This window comes from Nocardia sp. NPDC059154, assembly GCF_042755705.1.
GTDB lineage: Bacteria > Actinomycetota > Actinomycetes > Mycobacteriales > Mycobacteriaceae > Nocardia.
This window is the reverse complement of sequence record NZ_JBHZCS010000021.1, coordinates 8,969-22,481: the sequence shown is the minus strand read 5'-3', so window position 1 is coordinate 22,481 and position 13,513 is coordinate 8,969. Positions and strand designations below refer to the sequence as shown.

Genomic DNA, 13,513 nt, shown 5'->3' with positions numbered 1-13,513 from the left:
AAGAACTCGACAAGATTGAATTCGCTCTACTGGAGGTTGTGGTGGCCGCTGTGACTACCGAGGAGATGACGGCCCGCCCGGAACGCGAGCCGTCCGCCAGCATGGTCGAATGCCTGCGCCGGGCAATGGCCGAGGCGCCCGATCGGACCGCGATCGTGTGCGGCGACCGGACACTGTCCTACGCCGAACTGGGCCGGGCGGCCGTGGGTTTGGCCCGCCGACTATCCGGGGCGGTGGTGGCTGGGCGCCCGGTCGCGGTCGTCATGCCGAATGGCCTCGAGCTGTCGGCCGCGATCTTCGCCGCCTGGCTGGCGGGTGCGCAGGTGGCCCTGATGAACCCCGGCTTCACCGGTCGTGAGCTGCGCCTGCTGCTCGAACGATCCGGGGCGAGTGTGGTTCTCGCCGCGGCGGGCGTCGCCGGGCCGGTCGCCACCGCGGCCGAGTCGTTCGGTCTCGAGGTCCTCGTGGTCGGCGGGGCCGACCTGCCTCTCGAATCCTGGTGCCGCGACGAGACACTCACTATTGCCGACGACCAGCTACCCGCGCCGGATCAGTTGGCCACCATGATGTTCACCGGTGGTACCACCGGTGTGCCCAAAGGGGTCGACCACACCCACCACACCCTGATGCTGACCGTCGGCGGCATGGAGTCGTGCTGGCCGACTCGGCTCGGCGTCGAGGTATGGCTGAATGTGGCGCCGTCGTTTCATATTTGGGGATTGCTGATGGGCATCCTCAACCCGCTCTACGGCCACGCCACCGTGGTGATCTGTCAGGGATTCAAGCCCGATGCGGTCGCCTTGGCCATTCGCGAGCACGGGGTCACCGTGTTCAGCGGAGGTCCGGCCGAGATCTACGCCGGTCTGCTGGCGAGTGAGCACACCAATCGCGCGAATCTGTCCACCCTTCGCGTCTGTCCGGGCGGCGGATCGAGGTTCTCCGCCGTACTGCACGAGCGCTGGATGCGCCGGACCGGCGTGGAAATTCGCGAGGCCTACGGGATGACCGAGCTCGCGCCGATCACCTGCAATCGGTGGGATACCGACCCACGGCCGGGTTCGGTCGGTCTGCCCGCGGTATCGGTCGAGGTCAGGGTGGTCGATCTCGAGGATCCGAGCCGATCGGCTCCCAGCCCGGAGGCGGGGGAGATCCGGGTTCGAGCGCCGCACATGACTGTCGGGTACCACGACCCGGCGCACGGCGACGGGGCCTTCGTCGACGGCTGGCTCAATACCGGGGATATCGGCTATCTCGACGACGACGGCTACCTGTTCATCGTCGATCGCAAGAAGGACATGCTCATCGTCGGCGGATTCAATGTCTATCCGCGCGAGATCGACGAGACGCTGTGCCACTTTCCGGGAATCGTCGATGCCGCCACCGTGGGCGTGCCCGACGAACGGCGCGGCGAGCGTCCGGTGTCGTTCATCGTCATCGACCGCGACGCGATTCTGGATTGGACGGCGCTGGCCGACTACTGCGCGACGAATCTGGCGCACTACAAACAACCCCGGGACATCCGGGTGGTGGGGCACTTGCCGAAAACCGCCGCGAACAAGATAGATCGGCTCGCGCTGCGCAAGATGGCGGCAGACACCTGAGCCGGCCCTCGGGCACCTGGTCCAGCGGGTTTCCCGGATCCTTCCGCGGGCTAAGCTGACATTTTCTACTTCGGCGAGACTACTTGGGAGGCCCACGCGTGGCTGCGCACACGGCGGTCGAGGGGGAATCGGCCTGGGAGGACAAGCGGCGGCGCATTCTCGACGGTGCCGCGGCCGTCTTCTCGTCCCGCGGGTACAGCAAGGGCACTACCAGGGAGATCGCGGCCCAGCTCGACCTCAGCCAGCCGTCCATCTACCACTACGTCGGGTCGAAGGCAGATCTGTTGCGCGAGATCGCATTACAGGTCGATCGGGACATGACGACCGCGCTGCACGACGGCTTGGCGGCGGGCAGCGACCCGGTCACCCAACTGCGCGCCATCGTCACCCGATTCACCCACGCGGTGATCGCGAACCACCTCACCTTCGCTGTTTATCGCAGCGAGCAGCGCTGGCTGGAGCCGGCGGTGGCCGAGGAGGTGCAACTCCACGAACGCGAATTCGTCGCCACTGTCCGCGGTGTCGTCGAGAAGGTGCAGGCACTGAGACAGCTACCGGACGCGCCGTCGTCGGTGCTGACCTTCGCGATTCTGAATATGGTCAGCGAAAGCCATCGCTGGTATCAGCATGACGGCTCGCTCGATCCCGCGTCGATCGCCGATGCCTACTGCAAACTCATCGGGCTGCCGCCGCAGGATTGACGGCAGCACAACGGTATCGAGGTCTAGACGCGATGTCGTTGTGCTGCCGCCTTGTCGGTTGCCGCGAGATCGGAGCCCCTGCCCTGGCTCGCGGGGACAGGGGCTCCTCTGCTCGGATTCGAATGGCATCCACGTTTATGCCGATCGCGTTTCGGCGTCAGTGCTGATTCAACGGGCTGTTCGGGTTGGCCGGGTTGAGCGGGTTATTCGGGTTGGATGGGTTGGATGGGTTGAGCGGATTATTCGGGTTGAGCGGGCTGTTCGGATTGGCCGGGTTGCCAGGGTCGTTCGCCCAGCAAACGTTGACGCACCAGTCCTGGAAAGCTCTGTCGGCTTTGAGTTCTGGTCGATCGCAGTCGGCCACGTCGTAGGTCCGCGGATCGGAAGGCGCCACCTGTGTCGGTGGTTCTGCAACGGCCGAGACCGTCGAGGCCGCGAGCGGGACCGCGGCTACTGCACCCGCGATCGCGAGGCGGGTCAACGATCTGCCCAGCGGAGTCATCGTGAAATTCACATCGAGCCTTTCGTCTCCACAGCGGGCGCGGTGCCTGCTGCAGCATGAAGTCGTGCCGCATCGACCGGCGGCGCTACTACTGGTGGACCTTGTTCTTGTGGACCTGATCGCGGTGAATCCGCCCGCGCAGAAAGCGCACGTATCGGCTGTGGCGGCTCCTGGGGGCCGTCCCCGGAACCAGGGCTGTCTCGGCGAGATCGAGTGAGTCCTCCAGTGCGGCGTCGTGTAGCCATCGCCACAGGAGTGCCCAGGTGAAGCGGTCCTTGCCGTGTGTGCGCATGACCAGCTCGTGGGTCAGGCGGGTATGGGTGGCGTCCAGTTCCTCCACGATGAATCCGTGTGTCCCGTCGAAGCCGAGCGGGCGATGGAAACGGAACAGGACCTCCCGTCCCGGAACGTATTTCACGCAGGTGTAGCGGATCGGTCCGTGGCCGCCCGTGGCATCGACGCCCAGCGGCCGATCGAACCGCATCGCGGGCCACTGTCCGACCGGCCACAGTCGGTCGTCGTCGGTGGACAGCGTATCGAGCAGTCGGCCGACCGCCCGGGCATCGGCTGCGATCACCCGGCTGTGGACATTGCGCACCATGAGCTGGACCTTTCATTTAGCGAATAATCTCTAATTTCAATTAGAGGCTACTCTCTAATGCATGTCAAGAATGCCCGCCCACACCCCGGACTCGCTACTGGACGCGGCCGCCGACCTCGCCGCGGCCGACGGCGCGGCGGCGGTCACCATGAGCGCGGTCGCCGCAGCCACGGGCGCCCCGAGCGGCTCGGTCTACTACCGCTTTCCCGATCGAGCCGCGCTGCTGGCAGCCCTGTGGTTGCGCACCATTGATCGATTCCAGAGCGGGTTTTTCGCGGCACTGCGGGTCGATCCGCCGCAGCAGGCCGCCATGCGGGCCGCGCATCACGTGACCAACTGGTCGCGACAGCATCCGACGGACGCGGCGGTCTTGCTCTGGGGCCGCGAATCCTTCGGGTTCGCACAGTGGAGCGCGGAATCCCGAGACATGGCAGCGGCGCAGCAGGCCCGGCTGGACGACGCCATGCGCGAACTCGGCGACCGGCTGGGCTATCGCAGCCCGGCCGACCGACAGCGGTTGGCCTTGCTGATCATCGAGTTGCCTCATGCGGCCGTACGCCGCTGCGCGCGCAATGCCGACGCCGACCTGGCCGACGCCGCCGAGGCTGTCGACCGGATCGTCCGCGGCGCGGTCGGTGGAAATGTCACGCTGCCCGATGGCTCCGCGAGCAGCTAGTACGCGTCACCGCGGCTATCAGCGAAGACTGTCGAAACTCCCCGCAGGGTCGAGGTATTGAGCGTCGGCGACGCTGTGCAGAAGTTCCGTCATCGCGTGCAGGGCACCGCCGAGGGCTTCGATCGCGGTGTTCTCGGCGGGGTCGGTGGACCAGGTGGTCGGCTCGGTCATCGTCGGCTCCGAATCGTGTGTCACCGGATGGTGGGGGTGGCCAGATGGTGAATGGTGCGGCGCTGGTAGGCGTCGCCGGCGCGCAGCACGGTGGCCTCGTCGAAGTGCTTGCCGCTGATCGACATCGACAGCGGCATGCCGTCCGCCGACAGCCCGATCGGGAGGGCGAGAGTGGGGTTGCCGAGCGGATTCCAGTACGGGGTGTGCAGGGAAGCCAGCACATTCAGCGGCTGCAACTGATCGATGGCGTCCAGCCGGGGTGCGCCGAGGTGCCCGGTCGGAGTGACGACCAGATCGACGGCGGTGAGCAGTTCGGCCATGCGGGCCGCGGCGATCCGCCGGACACGTTGTGCCTGCACGTAATCCGATGCAGAGACGGCCGACCCGGACGCCAGGATGATGCGGGTGGCCTGTCCGTAATCCTCCCAGCGATTGCGCAATGCCGGACGGTGGTACGAATGAGCCTCGGCCAGCATGACAACGACATCGATGGCCACCACCTCGGGATACATCGGCACTTCGACGGGGACGATGCGGGCCCCGGCCGCGGCGAGGACATCTAGTGCCGCGGTGAACCGCTCGGGCTGGGCCGGGTCGATGCCCGCGTCGGCGTAGCGGTCGAGGTTGTCGACTCCGATGGTGAGGCCCTCGAGATCACCGGTGAGCACGCCCGGGTAATCGTCGACAGGTGTTGTCGCGCTGTAGGAATCGGCCGGCTCGTGCCCGGCGATGATCGAAAGCAGCAGTGCGCAATCGGCGGCGCTGCGGGCCACCGGCCCCACGTGATCGAGGGTGTAGCCCAGTGGCACCACGCCGGACTTGGGCACGCGGCCGAAAGTGGGTTTGAGTCCGGTGATTCCGTTGAACGCGGCGGGGATTCGGATGCTTCCGGCAGTGTCGGTGCCGATCGCCGCCAAGCACATGCCGGTCGCGACGCCACTGGCGGATCCGGAGCTCGACCCGCCGGCCCAGCGGTCGGTGTCCCAGGCGTTGCGCGGAATCGGGAAGGGCTTGTCCGGATCCGGCACGCCGACAGCGAATTCCATGGTGGTGGTCTTGCCGGTGATGACCGCACCGGCCTGCTCGAGCCGTTTCACCACCGCGGCATCACCGGTGGCCAGGGCCCAGGCGGGGTCGAGCACCAGGCTCTGTGCGGTGGTCGGTCCGTGCCGGCTGATGAGAATATCTTTGATGCCCAACGGGATTCCGTCCAACGGCGCCAGGGGACGCCCGGCCGCGATCTTTGCATCGACCCGGGCGGCCCGCTCGCGGGCGATATCGTCGAACCGGGTCAGGTACACGCCGACGCGGTCGTCGAGGGCGTCGGCGGTGGCCAGGCATTGTTCGAGTAGTTCACTCGCGGTGATCTCGCCATGGCGCAGTGCTGCCGTGGCATCGGTGACGGTGGTGATCCGGGTGGTCGTGGTCATGGGTGTCCTCATCAGCGGGGTTGTCGCGGGGGCAGGGAGCGGGTCAAATCGATGCGGGGTATGTCACCGAACTTCATGACGACATCACCGCGAAGAGCACCGAGTGCGTAGTCGACCGCCTCACCGTCTGGATTGCGAATCGTCTGTTCCCACAGCAGGATCGGATCACCCTGCGCGATGTGGAGCAGTGTGGCGGAGCAATCGTCGGCAGCGGCGGCCTGTACGGCCAGATCGAAGCCCGCGACAGTGACATCGCTGGAGTGCAGCAGCGAGTAGAAGTCGGTCCGAAACTCCTGCTGGTCGACTCGCGACGCCTCCGTGGAACGGAGGTAGTTGGTGAAAACCGCCATCGGCCGGTCGTCGATGAGCAACACGTAGTCGATGCACAGGCAGTCGTCGTCGACCGCGACACCGTCGAGCTGAGCAGCTACCGCGCTCGGCGCGGGTATCCAGTTCCAGCGCAGTAGACGCGGCGTGATGTGGCCGTCGGCCAGATACATCTCGAACAAGTTGCCTTGTGGCGGAAGGACACCCGGCACCACGTACTCCTCGCGGATCGTCATGGTGCCGACTCCCCGTCGTCGTTCGACGAGTCCGTCGCGGCGCAGCAGGTCGAGCGCTTCACGCACCGTCTCCCGTGACGCCTGATGCTGCGCCATGAGCTCGGATTCGGCCGGAAGCCGGCCATCGACGAAAGCGCCTCGGCGAATCTCGGCCCGCAACAGGTCGCGCACCCGCCGTGCCGCCAATTGGATGGAGCCGGGCAACAACTGATCGAACCGACGGCGGAGCGTCAGGCGGCCAGATCGGTCGCCGACGTTCGCACCTGGAACCCGGTGCTGTCGATGATCGTGCATGACGCCAGGTTGCATGCTCACGCCGTTACGCGGCGGAGTATCGAGTTAATGCTGAGTTACGCCGGAATCGGCATTGCGCGCGCCACCGCTACCTGCGAAAACGTCTCGCCGACAGCAATGTTTCGCGGGGTCACGCACCGCTGTCGGCCCGGGCGCCGCTGGTCATCCGTGAATGTGTCGACGGTCGATGCGAACCGATACCGACGAAACCTCCCCGATCGACCGAGTGAGTCGCTGTAGGAGGGGATTCGACGGGCTTTCGTCGAAACCCCCTCTTACAACAGTTATTACACCGCTTCGGCCATCTCCGATGCCTGGATGGCGCGCCGGATGCCGACCGCCAGCAGGCCGGTCGCCACCGCCATGATCGGCCACGGTGTGAGTACCAGGACCACCGCGCCGAACACGGTCCACAGTCCCAGCACCCACACGATGAAAAGCGGTGGCGTGATGCCGCGACGGTCCAGCCACAGCGCGGTCAGCCCGACCAGGACCAGCGGAATTCCGAAACTGTCCAGTGACAGCCACAGTGCGCTGTTGGCCGGGCTCATCGCGGCCAAGTCGTCATGCCACAGCGCCCCACTGAACCAATCGCCGGCATAGCGCGCGGCGCGCATCCAGGTCAGGGCCAGGATCGTATGTGCGGCACCGAACAACACGATCAATCGGCCTGCCCACGTGATCACCGGACCTCCTCGGTTTCGCGCACGGCCCCGACGGACCTGACCGAATCATGCTGGCGCCACGCGTGATCCCACCGCCGCATCATCGCGGGTTCGTTCCAGCCCAGCAGGGCACCGAGCCGCCGGCGCACCGCGAACAGGAATCGCACCGGCGCGGAAGCGGTCGCCGGGCCAGCGCCCGCACGGATCGCGGCGAGGACGACCGGAAAGTCGTCCGGTCCGGCGCCCGGCGCGCGAAATGTCCACATCCTGCACCCGGAAGTCCGGCGCGAGCTCGTGGATGCGCCATGGCCGGTCGGTGTGCTCGGCGTGGGGGAGTCGATTGGGCAGCACAGCTGCGAATGGCATGGCATCGTTCTCTTTGGTTATACGGTTGCGTATAATTGGAGGCCAGGGCAGTTATACGGTTCCGTACAACGCTGGATACGGGTGAGGTGGATCACGGCATGGGCGCGCTGCGCACACGACGCGAAACATGGATCGACGAAGGGCTGCGGGTGCTGGCCGCGAAGGGCGTCGATGCCGTGCGCGTCGAGGTACTGGCCAAGGCGCTAGGGGTGACCAAAGGCGGGTTCTACGGCTACTTCGCCGACCGCGAAGCGCTCCTGGCGGCAATGCTGGATACCTGGGAACGCGAGGCGGTCGACAATGTGCTCGAGCAGCTCGAGCGGACCGGCGGCAGCGCATTGGACAAGGCTCAGCTGGCCGGTCGGCTCACCTTCTCCGACGATCGGTTGCTCCCCATCGACCTGGCCATCCGCGACTGGGCCCGGCGCGACGGGGCCGTCGCCGAATGTCTACGTCGAGTGGACAACCGGCGCATGGACCTGCTCCGCGACGCGCTCGCAACGGTCTGCTCGGATCCCGACGAGATCGAGGCTCGTAGTCTGCTCGCCTTCTGCACGGCCATCGGTAGCCACTTCCTCGCCGCCGACCATCCTGGCCGCACTCGCGAAGAGGTGATCGCCCGCGCGGGTGATCTGATCCTGAACCGCACGGCGGGTGGGAACCGATCGAAGGGGTCCGTGAAGTGACAATCGAACGAACGCCGCACGGCAAAAGCGTTGAGGTGCACGGGATCTTCCAGAAGGTCGCCGGGTACTACGATCGGATGAATGCCATCATGACCCTCGGTCGGCACCGCCGATGGTGCCGTGAAGTCGCCGAGCGGGCCGCACCGCCCGCGGGTGGGAGCCTGTTGGATCTGGCTACCGGCACCGGTGTGATCGCCCTCCAGATGGCCGCGGATCACCCGGATGCGGTGCGGACGCTGACGGTTGCGTCCTCCGGCGACGCGCTGTCCGAAGCCGCCCGGACAGCCCAGATGAACTACGCATCAGCGCTGGCGGCAGGTCGCCGAGGACTGCATCATCTCGCCCCCGCCGTATCCGGCTCTCGAATCCTCGCCGGATTCGCGAGCGTCGTGATGTGGCTCGCGGACCCGTTGCTGCGGCCGGCCTGCGCTGCCGACGCCGTGGCCTTCCTGCGTGCGGAAGACGTATTCGACATCGGTGCCCGGCTCGGTGACATCACCGCGCCGACATTGGTGATCGGCGGCGACCGCGACACCGGCTACCCCGTCGAGACCTTCCGCAGGACTGCGGCGGGCATCCCCGGCGCGCGGTTGATCATCTATCCCGGAGCGACCCATATGGGAGTGATCCGACACGCTCGATTCGCCGAGGACGTTGCCTCATTCACCGCCACCTGCCCTCGCCGGCATAGCCGACGATGAACTGGTGCACACCACCGGTCCACGCCGGATAGCCGATCCCGAAGATCGAGCCGATATTGGCGTCGGCCGACGCCGTGAGCACCCCCTTGTCGAAACACTTCTGGGTTTCGATGGCCTCGACGAACAGCATCCGGTCGATGAGATCACGGATCGGCACGGTCTCGCCCGCAGTCGTGTTGTAGTGCGTGCGCAGGCCCGGCCACAACCTCAGCCGCTTGCCGCTGTCGTCGTACTCGTAGAAGCCCGCCTGTTCGAGACGGTCGGGACGCCCTGCTCCAGCATGAATTCCATGACGCGATGCGCGGGATGGTCCGACGGCAAGGTCGCGTCACCGCGTTCCGCGGCCTCGCGGGTCTCGAGCGCGACCTTCTGCATGAGCTTCAAGTTGAGCTCGTCGGCGAGCTGCAGTGGGGCGGCTGGGTAGCCGGCTTGCGAACCCGCTTGCTCGATGGTCGCCGGATCGATGCCCTCGGCCAGCGGCATCTTGTCGACCGGTGAGTCGACGCAATGCCGAAAACCTCATCATTCTCGGCGGTGCGCAACCGGGCCGGCGTTGGCGAACCCCGGTGCCGCTGGTGGATGTCGTGCGTGGCGCGGTAGCGGAGAGCCTGGACTACACCAGGATTCGGACCGGACGCCTGCCCGAGATCCATATCGCCGGAAAGGCCGTCGCGGATCTCATCCACGCCTTGGCCGAGCTGATGGACAACGCCACCGCGTTCTCGCCTCCGCACGCGCAGGTCGCGGTGTCGAGCACTGTCGTCGGCCGGGGTGTGGTTATCGAAATCGAGGACCAGGGCCTCCGAATGTCGGCCACGGAGTTGCCTGAACGCAACGACCTCCTCGCACATCCACCCGATTTCAGCGTGGCGGCCCTCACCGATGACATCCGGCTGGGACTGTTCGTGGTCGCGAAGCTCGCTGTGAAGCACGGGATTTCGGTTCGCTTGGCCGAGTCCGTCTACAGCGGCATCCGAGCTGTAGTGCTGATTCCGTCCAGCGTGATCACCGACTTCGACGAGCATCATCTCGGCGCAGTCGTTCCGACACGAGTTCCAGCGAAGCCCGCTCTCGTGCAGGCGGCGCGAACCACGCTGGGCGTGGCCGTCTCGCCTCGGATCGCTGCATCCGCTCGCCCGCACCCGGTTTCGAGCTCGCCGCCGCTCGAAACCGCCTCGCCACAGCCGTCCGACCATCGCCGACCGCTGCCGCAGCGCATCCGCCGCTCCGGTCCCGTCGAACCGGTCCGTCACCAGCCCGCGCCACCGAGGCAACGGACCGCGGACGAGGCACGTGACCAAATCTCGGCAGTGATGGACGCCAGCCGCAGGGCCCGCCGCCGCTCCTGGTCGGCGAGACCCAGACCCACACGACACGCCTCCCCACGAAAGGTGACGATGACCGCCGCCAACACCCTCGACTGGTTGCTCGACGACATGATCGCTCGCCTACCCGGCGTTCGCTACTCGGTAGTCCTGTCCACCGACGGCCTGCTCCTCGGCCGCTCGGCCGCTCTCACCCGCGCTGACGCAGAACGCTTCTGCGCCATGGCCTCCGCGGTGCACGGCCTCGCCCGCGGCGCCGGTCTGCATTTCCAGGCGGGCGACGTCTGCCAGACCATGATCGAACTCGATCACGCCGTCCTCTTCATCACCGCTGCGGGCCCCAACGCCTGCCTGGCCCTGCTCGCCGACGAGACCGCCGACCTCGGTATGGCGGCCTACGAGGTCAACAGAGTCGTAGACCGGATCGGTGCGCACCTGTCGGTACCCGTGCGCAGTGGGGAGGCAGGGCACCCGGCAGACTGAGGGAATGGGTTCTGGTTCGTCAGCTCGGCCGTCGCCTGCGGATCTGGCCGCGGCGCAAGACAAGACCATTCCCGATGTGATCGGGCTCGGCTTGCATGTGCTGTTCTGCGGAATCAATCCGGGCCTGTGGTCCGGGGCCACCGGAAATCACTTTGCTCGTCCCGGAAATTGGTTCTGGCCTGCATTGCATCGGTCCGGCTTCACGCCGCGCCAACTGCGGCCCGACGAGCAGCAAGAACTGCTCGGGCTCGGCTTGGGGATCACGAATGTGGCTGCACGCACGACCGCCAAAGCCGAGCAACTGACCGCCGACGAACTGCGCGCCGGCGGACGCGCCCTGGTCGATCGGGTCGAGCAGTACCGACCCCGGGTACTGGCCGTACTCGGTATCGGCGCCTACCGCACGGCCTTCGGTCGTCCGCGCACCACGATCGGCCCCCAACCCGAGCGGATCGGTGACACCGCGGTCTGGGTTCTGCCCAACCCCAGCGGGCTCAACGCCCACTACACACTCGACGCCCTCGCCTCGGAATTTCGCGCGCTGCGCGAGGCGGTCGAAACCGGTTGACCGCTACCTGTGCGCGAATTCGCGCAGGTACAGGCATATTTCGTCGATCGCGTGCTTGGCCTGGGTCGCTCCACAAGCGTGCCGCATATGCCTCGGCGTCGTCGCGGAGGGGGTCGACCTCGGCGGTGATGATCAGGGCGGGTGGGAGGTTGCGGAGCGAGGCGGCGCGCAGGGGTGCGGCGAGTTGATCGCCGCCGGGGTGGTTCGGGCCGACGTACTGTTCCCAGCACCAGCGTGCGTCGGCAGCGCTGAGCAGGGGAGCATCGGCGCACCGATGAGACCACTCATGTACTGGTCAGCAAGCGGGCGTGCCTGGTGTCGACGGCCGCCGCGGATCAACTGCTGCAGAAGGTGGTTCGGGGCACAGCCCTGGAATGGGTGCAGTACGGCAACCTGCGAGACACTGCCGCGACACACGTAACAGGCAAGACGAACGATCCGCTGCGGGCAAGCGCTCAGCTGGGGCACAGAGAGGCGTCCACGATCGTGACTGTGCACTACATCGACCCGGAGGGGTACACCCGTCCAGCGGTGGACAACGTGGTGGCAATGGAGTCGCTGCGACCCTCAAAACGTGAGCAAAGTGTGAATCTGGAGGCCGCGTGAAGCGGGAGCGACGCTGTGACCTTGACGTTCGGCCGGTTGGTGGCGTATCGAATGGGGTAGAGCTACCTATGTAAGCGGTACGACGACGCGTGGAGAGAGGCGGTCCAGGTGTCGATGCGTCCTTCGTTGCCGACTCGGCTCTGGCGGGTGCGGCCGTGGAACCGGAATCCGCTGCTGCGTGTCTCGGATCGGGCCGAGGTGGTGCTGCGGGCGGTGGCCGTGGTGGTCGTGGTCGCGGCGGTGCCGGTGGCGGGGGCGGTGGGGAGCGTGAGCTATACCGGCGCGCAGGATCGGATCGCGGCGCAGGATGCGGGGAAGGTCAGGGTGACGGCCACCGAGACCGCGGATGCCGTGCGGTTGCCGGATTCGGATCATTACGCGGGCAACCAGGCGCGGTATCAGGCGCCCGTGCAGTGGAACAGCGACGGCAAGACCGAGACCGCCACCGTGGACGTGCCCGGGCCGCAGGTCGCGGGGGCCACGGTGACGGTGTGGATCAAGAACGGGCAGCCGACGCAGGCGCCCGCACGGCCGGGAGCCGCGGCCGCCGAGGGGATCGGGACCGGGCTCGCGGTGCTGGTCGAGACGTGGTGTGCGGCCGCCGCGACCGTATGGTTCACGGGTACGGTGTTCGATGCCAGACGCTATGCGCGCTGGGAGCGTGAGTGGCGTGGCATCAATCGGCCGATCGGGAAGGACACCCTGTAGCGGGGTGGGATCGGCTGCGCCGGTTCAGTATTCGCCGTCGATCAGGTTCTGTGGCGGCTCGCCCGCCAGGTAGCGTGCGATCTCCGCGGTGGCGATGGTCCAGCCGCGCTGCAGGTTTCCGCTGCTGCTGCCACCGACGTGCGGGGTGAGCAGCAGGCCCGGTGCGTCCCACAGCGGGTGCCCGGCGGGCAGTGGTTCCGGATCGGTGACGTCGAGGATGGCGCGCAGCCGGCCGGATTGCAGTTCGGCCAGCAGGTCGTCGGTGCGCACCACGGGGCCGCGGGCGGCATTGACGAGAATCGCGCGGTCGGGCATGCGGGCCAGGAACGCCGCGTCGACCATGCCGATGGTGGCCGTGGTGACCGGAACCATGAGCACGACCGCATCGAAATGCGGGAGCAGGTCGGGGATTTCACCGACGCCGTGCACGCCCTCCCGGGCCTGCGTACCGACCAGTTCGACTGTGGTGTCGAACGGCAGCAGCATGCGCTGCAATTCCGTCGCCAGATCACCCGCACCGATGATCAGAATTCGCTTGCCGTGCAAGGTGTCCGTGCGGTGCTGGATCCAGCGGTGCTCACGCTGGGCCACGGCGAATTCGATGAATTCCCGGTAGACCGTGAGCAATCCGGTGATCGTCCACTCGGCGGTGCTCGCCCCGTGCGCACCCCGGGCCGTCGAGATCATCACCTGATCCGGCAGCGCGCCCACCCAGGCCTCGGCGCCCGCAGTCAACAGCTGTACCAGCCGCAGCTTCGGCAGCGACCGCGCCACCGCCATGCTCTCCGGCCGGCTGGCCAGGAAGGCGGGCACCAGCACCTCCGCCGCATCCGCCCCGGCGGGCAATGGCTCGCCGAGGGTGTAAC

Annotated in this window: 18 protein-coding genes and 1 pseudogene; 9 read left to right on the top strand and 10 right to left on the bottom strand. The window is 66.9% G+C overall.

The features are described 5' to 3' along the window. Nucleotides 1–41 precede the first annotated feature (41 nt). Nucleotides 42–1,601 (top strand): class I adenylate-forming enzyme family protein, encoded by a 1,560-nt coding sequence (locus ACFXN1_RS19445; protein WP_379442477.1) that lies wholly within the window; start codon nucleotides 42–44, stop codon nucleotides 1,599–1,601. Nucleotides 1,602–1,699: 98 nt separating this feature from the next. Beyond that, on the top strand, nucleotides 1,700–2,302 hold the full coding sequence (locus tag ACFXN1_RS19440; RefSeq protein WP_379401433.1) for a TetR/AcrR family transcriptional regulator: 603 nt from the start codon (nucleotides 1,700–1,702) through the stop codon (nucleotides 2,300–2,302). Nucleotides 2,303–2,459: 157 nt separating this feature from the next. Here ACFXN1_RS19440 and ACFXN1_RS19435 read toward each other — a convergent pair whose 3' ends face one another. Together ACFXN1_RS19435 and ACFXN1_RS19430 are read right to left on the bottom strand one after the other, a co-directional pair. Beyond that, on the bottom strand, nucleotides 2,460–2,816 hold the full coding sequence (locus ACFXN1_RS19435) for a hypothetical protein (RefSeq protein WP_379442478.1): 357 nt from the start codon (nucleotides 2,814–2,816) through the stop codon (nucleotides 2,460–2,462). 76 nt (nucleotides 2,817–2,892) lie between these two features. Beyond that, complete coding sequence (locus ACFXN1_RS19430) at nucleotides 2,893–3,405, bottom strand: SRPBCC family protein (protein ID WP_379401435.1); 513 nt, start codon at nucleotides 3,403–3,405, stop codon at nucleotides 2,893–2,895. Between the two features lie 61 nt (nucleotides 3,406–3,466). Here ACFXN1_RS19430 and ACFXN1_RS19425 point away from each other — a divergent pair, with 61 nt between their 5' ends. Next, nucleotides 3,467–4,081: a TetR/AcrR family transcriptional regulator gene (locus ACFXN1_RS19425; protein WP_379384960.1), complete on the top strand. Its 615-nt coding sequence runs from the start codon at nucleotides 3,467–3,469 to the stop codon at nucleotides 4,079–4,081. An 18-nt stretch (nucleotides 4,082–4,099) separates the two neighbouring features. Here ACFXN1_RS19425 and ACFXN1_RS19420 read toward each other — a convergent pair whose 3' ends face one another. The 5 genes from ACFXN1_RS19420 to ACFXN1_RS19400 all read right to left on the bottom strand — a co-directional run bounded on the left by ACFXN1_RS19420 (nucleotide 4,100) and on the right by ACFXN1_RS19400 (nucleotide 7,470). Beyond that, a complete protein-coding gene (locus ACFXN1_RS19420) occupies nucleotides 4,100–4,252 on the bottom strand; it encodes a hypothetical protein (RefSeq protein ID WP_379384959.1) in 153 nt (50 codons plus the stop codon). A gap of 20 nt (nucleotides 4,253–4,272) precedes the next feature. Then, entirely contained in the window at nucleotides 4,273–5,682 is a 1,410-nt protein-coding gene (locus tag ACFXN1_RS19415; RefSeq protein WP_379442479.1) for an amidase, read from the bottom strand. Between the two features lie 11 nt (nucleotides 5,683–5,693). Next, nucleotides 5,694–6,539 carry a GntR family transcriptional regulator gene (locus ACFXN1_RS19410; RefSeq protein ID WP_379463642.1) on the bottom strand — a complete coding sequence of 282 codons (846 nt, stop codon included), beginning with the start codon at nucleotides 6,537–6,539 and terminating at the stop codon, nucleotides 5,694–5,696. A 287-nt stretch (nucleotides 6,540–6,826) separates the two neighbouring features. Next, entirely contained in the window at nucleotides 6,827–7,225 is a 399-nt protein-coding gene (locus ACFXN1_RS19405) for a DUF6463 family protein (protein WP_379442481.1), read from the bottom strand. Continuing rightward, nucleotides 7,222–7,470, bottom strand: a complete 249-nt coding sequence (locus ACFXN1_RS19400; protein WP_379442482.1) for a hypothetical protein — start codon at nucleotides 7,468–7,470, stop codon at nucleotides 7,222–7,224. Before ACFXN1_RS19400 ends, ACFXN1_RS19405 begins: the two co-directional genes overlap by 4 nt. Nucleotides 7,471–7,668: 198 nt before the next feature. On the opposite strand from ACFXN1_RS19400, the gene ACFXN1_RS19395 reads away from it, so the two are divergent. After that, nucleotides 7,669–8,256 carry a TetR/AcrR family transcriptional regulator gene (locus tag ACFXN1_RS19395; protein ID WP_379442483.1) on the top strand — a complete coding sequence of 196 codons (588 nt, stop codon included), beginning with the start codon at nucleotides 7,669–7,671 and terminating at the stop codon, nucleotides 8,254–8,256. Then, entirely contained in the window at nucleotides 8,253–8,957 is a 705-nt protein-coding gene (locus tag ACFXN1_RS19390; RefSeq protein WP_379463641.1) for a class I SAM-dependent methyltransferase, read from the top strand. The genes ACFXN1_RS19395 and ACFXN1_RS19390 overlap by 4 nt, the downstream gene beginning before the upstream one ends. Here the strand turns inward: ACFXN1_RS19390 and ACFXN1_RS19385 are convergent. Next, nucleotides 8,938–9,434 (bottom strand): annotated as a pseudogene (locus ACFXN1_RS19385) (3-hydroxyacyl-CoA dehydrogenase family protein); the annotation flags it as partial. The gene ACFXN1_RS19390 and the pseudogene ACFXN1_RS19385 sit on opposite strands and share 20 nt — an antisense overlap. A 17-nt stretch (nucleotides 9,435–9,451) precedes the next feature. Here ACFXN1_RS19385 and ACFXN1_RS19380 point away from each other — a divergent pair. Next, nucleotides 9,452–10,765: a roadblock/LC7 domain-containing protein gene (locus ACFXN1_RS19380; protein ID WP_379442485.1), complete on the top strand. Its 1,314-nt coding sequence runs from the start codon at nucleotides 9,452–9,454 to the stop codon at nucleotides 10,763–10,765. 4 nt (nucleotides 10,766–10,769) lie between these two features. Beyond that, nucleotides 10,770–11,333: a G/U mismatch-specific DNA glycosylase gene (gene mug / locus ACFXN1_RS19375; RefSeq protein ID WP_379442486.1), complete on the top strand. Its 564-nt coding sequence runs from the start codon at nucleotides 10,770–10,772 to the stop codon at nucleotides 11,331–11,333. On the opposite strand, the gene ACFXN1_RS19370 is transcribed toward mug, so the two are convergent. Beyond that, entirely contained in the window at nucleotides 11,260–11,589 is a 330-nt protein-coding gene (locus tag ACFXN1_RS19370; protein ID WP_379442506.1) for an alpha/beta hydrolase fold domain-containing protein, read from the bottom strand. The genes mug and ACFXN1_RS19370 overlap by 74 nt on opposite strands. Before the next feature lie 59 nt (nucleotides 11,590–11,648). On the opposite strand from ACFXN1_RS19370, the gene ACFXN1_RS19365 reads away from it, so the two are divergent. Together ACFXN1_RS19365 and ACFXN1_RS19360 are read left to right on the top strand one after the other, a co-directional pair. After that, complete coding sequence (locus ACFXN1_RS19365) at nucleotides 11,649–11,939, top strand: hypothetical protein (protein ID WP_379442487.1); 291 nt, start codon at nucleotides 11,649–11,651, stop codon at nucleotides 11,937–11,939. Between the two features lie 114 nt (nucleotides 11,940–12,053). Further along, the gene (locus tag ACFXN1_RS19360) at nucleotides 12,054–12,647 is read left to right on the top strand and encodes a hypothetical protein (protein WP_379384934.1); all 594 of its coding nucleotides are present in this window, start codon (nucleotides 12,054–12,056) and stop codon (nucleotides 12,645–12,647) included. 24 nt (nucleotides 12,648–12,671) lie between these two features. On the opposite strand, the gene ACFXN1_RS19355 is transcribed toward ACFXN1_RS19360, so the two are convergent. After that, the coding region (locus ACFXN1_RS19355) for a 2-hydroxyacid dehydrogenase (protein WP_379463640.1) at nucleotides 12,672–13,513 on the bottom strand (842 nt) is incomplete at its 5' end.

Excerpts from the sequence above, each read along its gene's own strand:
- ACFXN1_RS19430 (WP_379401435.1), bottom strand. The coding sequence starts at position 3,405 with ATGGTGCGCAATGTCCACAGCCGGGTGATCGCAGCCGATGCCCGGGCG.
- ACFXN1_RS19425 (WP_379384960.1), top strand. The coding sequence starts at position 3,467 with ATGTCAAGAATGCCCGCCCACACCCCGGACTCGCTACTGGACGCGGCC.
- ACFXN1_RS19420 (WP_379384959.1), bottom strand. The coding sequence starts at position 4,252 with ATGACCGAGCCGACCACCTGGTCCACCGACCCCGCCGAGAACACCGCG.
- ACFXN1_RS19415 (WP_379442479.1), bottom strand. The coding sequence starts at position 5,682 with ATGACCACGACCACCCGGATCACCACCGTCACCGATGCCACGGCAGCA.
- ACFXN1_RS19410 (WP_379463642.1), bottom strand. The coding sequence starts at position 6,539 with ATGCACGATCATCGACAGCACCGGGTTCCAGGTGCGAACGTCGGCGAC.
- ACFXN1_RS19400 (WP_379442482.1), bottom strand. The coding sequence starts at position 7,470 with ATGTGGACATTTCGCGCGCCGGGCGCCGGACCGGACGACTTTCCGGTC.
- ACFXN1_RS19395 (WP_379442483.1), top strand. The coding sequence starts at position 7,669 with ATGGGCGCGCTGCGCACACGACGCGAAACATGGATCGACGAAGGGCTG.
- mug (WP_379442486.1), top strand. The coding sequence starts at position 10,770 with ATGGGTTCTGGTTCGTCAGCTCGGCCGTCGCCTGCGGATCTGGCCGCG.
- ACFXN1_RS19360 (WP_379384934.1), top strand. The coding sequence starts at position 12,054 with ATGCGTCCTTCGTTGCCGACTCGGCTCTGGCGGGTGCGGCCGTGGAAC.